Below are 3,206 nucleotides of genomic sequence, written 5' to 3' on the forward strand. Positions count from 1 at the left end.
TATTGTGGCGGCTACCTACTTTACCAGGTTTGATCCAAGTATCATCGGCGGTCCCGGGCTTAACTTCTCTGTTCGGGATGGGAAGAGGTGAACACCAGGCCAATAGCCACCAACAAGGTCTTTGTTGGTTTGTGTGGTATGGGGAAGGGGGGTGAAGCGGATCGTCGCACCGTCCAGGCCAATAGCCACCAACAAGCTCTTTGAGTTATCAATTTTGAATTCCGAATGATTGAACGACTGGATATTTCATTCGGTCATTCGGTCATTGGCACATTCAGCATTGATTTTCATGTCATATTGGAAGTAAAAGAGAGAGAGATAAAGATATGTTAATGTGCAAGCTGTTGGGTAATTAGTACTGCTCGGCTGAATGTATTTCTACACGTATACCTGCAGCCTATCAACGTCGTAGTCTACAACGACCCTTATGTGGAAGATTCATCTTCGGGCTAGTTTCGCACTTAGATGCTTTCAGCGCTTATCTATTCCCCACATAGCTACCCGGCCATGCCACTGGCGTGACAACCGGTTCACCAGCGGTGGGTCCACCTCGGTCCTCTCGTACTAAAGGCAGCCCCCGTCAATCTTCCTACGCCCACCACAGATAGGGACCGAACTGTCTCACGACGTTCTGAACCCAGCTCGCGTGCCACTTTAATCGGCGAACAGCCGAACCCTTGGGACCTTCTCCAGCCCCAGGATGTGACGAGCCGACATCGAGGTGCCAAACCTCCCCGTCGATGTGAGCTCTTGGGGGAGATCAGCCTGTTATCCCCGGCGTACCTTTTATCCTTTGAGCGATGGCCCTTCCATACAGAACCACCGGATCACTATACCCTGGTTTCCCACCTGCTCGACCCGTCGGTCTCGCAGTCAAGCCTGCTTGTACTATTGCACTCCACACACGGTTACCAAGCGTGTTGAGCAGACCTTTGGAAGCCTCCGTTACACTTTTGGAGGCGACCACCCCAGTCAAACTACCCACCATGCACGGTCCTTGACTTGGTCAAGTTAGATCCCAGGCCAGCGAAGGGTGGTATTTCAACGTTGGCTCCCCGATGCCTGGCGACACCGGCTCACAGCCTCCCACCTATCCTACACATCCCTGACCCGAAAACAATGCAAAGCTATAGTAAAGGTGCACGGGGTCTTTCCGTCCCGTGGCGGGTAAGCGGCATCTTCACCGCTACTACAATTTCACCGAGCTCACGGCCGAGACAGTGCCCAGATCGTTACACCATTCGTGCAGGTCGGAACTTACCCGACAAGGAATTTCGCTACCTTAGGACCGTTATAGTTACGGCCGCCGTTTACTGGGGCTTCGATTCAATGCTTCTCTTGCGATGACATCCCCTCTTAACCTTCCAGCACCGGGCAGGTGTCAGGCCCTATACGTCAACTTTCGTTTTGGCAGAGCCCTGTGTTTTTGCTAAACAGTCGCCTGGGCCATTTCTCTGCGGCCTCTCTTGCGAGGAGGCTCCCCTTCTCCCGAAGTTACAGGGTTAATTTGCCGAGTTCCTTAGCCGTGATTCACTCGAGCACCTTAGAATATTCTTCTCGACTACCTGTGTCGGTTTACGGTACGGGTTGCAATCAGCTGATGTTTCAGAAACTTTTCTTGGAAGCCTTTTCGTATGTTCGCTTCGCCCGTAGGTTCCGCTCAACGCACTATTCCGTCAGTACGTACATACCACAATACTCCGTCATTTCTTCACACTGAATGCAAGGGCAGGAATATTAACCTGCTGTCCATCGAAAATCGCCTGTCGGCTATCCCTTAGGCCCCGCCTAACCCTCCGTTGATTAGCATAGCGGAGGAATCCTTAGTCTTTCGGTGTGCGGATTTCTCATCCGCATTATCGTTACTTATGCCTACATTTGCTTTTCTCACCAGTCCAGCCCAGCTTACGCCAAACCTTCACCCCTGTGAGAATGCTCCCCTACCGATCGTAATAAATTACTATCGCATAGCTTCGGTAATATGCTTGATGCCCGTTTATTATCGATGCCCGCCCCGCTCGACCAGTGAGCTGTTACGCACTCTTTAAATGTATAGCTGCTTCCAAGCTAACATCCTGGCTGTCTCTGCAGTCGGACCCCCTTAGTTCAACTTAGCATATATTTTGGGACCTTAGCTGATGCTCTGGGTTGTTCCCCTCTCGGACCGGGACCTTAGCACCCCGGCCCTCACTGCCGTGTATATCATGGCCCATTCGGAGTTTGTCAGAATTTGGTAGGATTTGACTCCCCCTAGTCCTATCAGTAGCTCTACCTGACCATGACTCGACCACGACGCTGTTCCTAAAAACATTTCGGGGAGTACGAGCTATTTCTCAGTTTGATTGGCCTTTCACCCCTACCCTCAGTTCATCCGAAAACTTTTCAACGTTTACCGGTTCGGTCCTCCACGATGTGTTACCAGCGCTTCAACCTGACCAAGGGTAGATCACCAAGTTTCGCGTCTACAGCCACTGACTAATCGCCCATTTCAGACTCGCTTTCGCTTCGGCTCCTGTTTTTAAAAACATTAACCTTGCCAGTAACCGTAACTCGTAGGCTCATTATGCAAAAGGCACGACGTCACCCGTAGGCTCCGTCCGCTTGTAAGCGCATGGTTTCAAGTTCTATTTCACCCCGCTGCTCGCGGTACTTTTCACCTTTCCCTCACGGTACTCGTTCACTATCGGTCTCTCAGGAGTATTTAGCCTTGGCGGATGGTGCCGCCGGATTCAGAGGGGATTTCTCCGGTCCCCACTTACTCAGGATACCCACTCAGACACTTCTCTTACCTGTACGGGATTCTCACCCTCTTCGATTGGCCTTCCCATGCCATTCCAGTTCGATCAATGCCCACTTGGTGGGTCCTACAACCCCACTCTGGCCGTAACCAGGGTGGTTTGGGCTAATCCGCGTTCGCTCGCCACTACTTGCGGAATCACTATTGTTTTCTTCTCCTGCGGGTACTTAGATGTTTCAGTTCCCCGCGTTTGCCCCCCGTAGGGTAATACCACTTCATGGTACTGGGTTGCCCCATTCGGATATCTTCGGATCAATTTGTATGTGCCAATCCCCGAAGCTTTTCGCAGCTTATCACGTCCTTCATCGCCTCTGAGAGCCTAGGTATCCCCCATGCGCCCTTAATTCGCTTGCGCGATCTATTTCTCTTTCTCTTTTACTTCACAATATGTCAATGAACTCGTTACGGA

2 rRNA genes are annotated in these 3,206 nt (G+C 51.4%); both read right to left on the reverse strand.

The features are described 5' to 3' along the window. Positions 1–2: 2 nt before the first annotated feature. A 5S ribosomal RNA gene (rrf, locus tag FBF61_RS34375) occupies positions 3–114 on the reverse strand. Between the two features lie 218 nt (positions 115–332). Next, a 23S ribosomal RNA gene (locus FBF61_RS34380) occupies positions 333–3,152 on the reverse strand. Between the last annotated feature and the right edge of the window lie 54 nt (positions 3,153–3,206).

It is taken from the genome of Dyadobacter bucti (genome assembly GCF_005869225.1).
In the GTDB taxonomy this organism is placed as follows: Bacteria; Bacteroidota; Bacteroidia; order Cytophagales; family Spirosomataceae; genus Dyadobacter; species Dyadobacter bucti.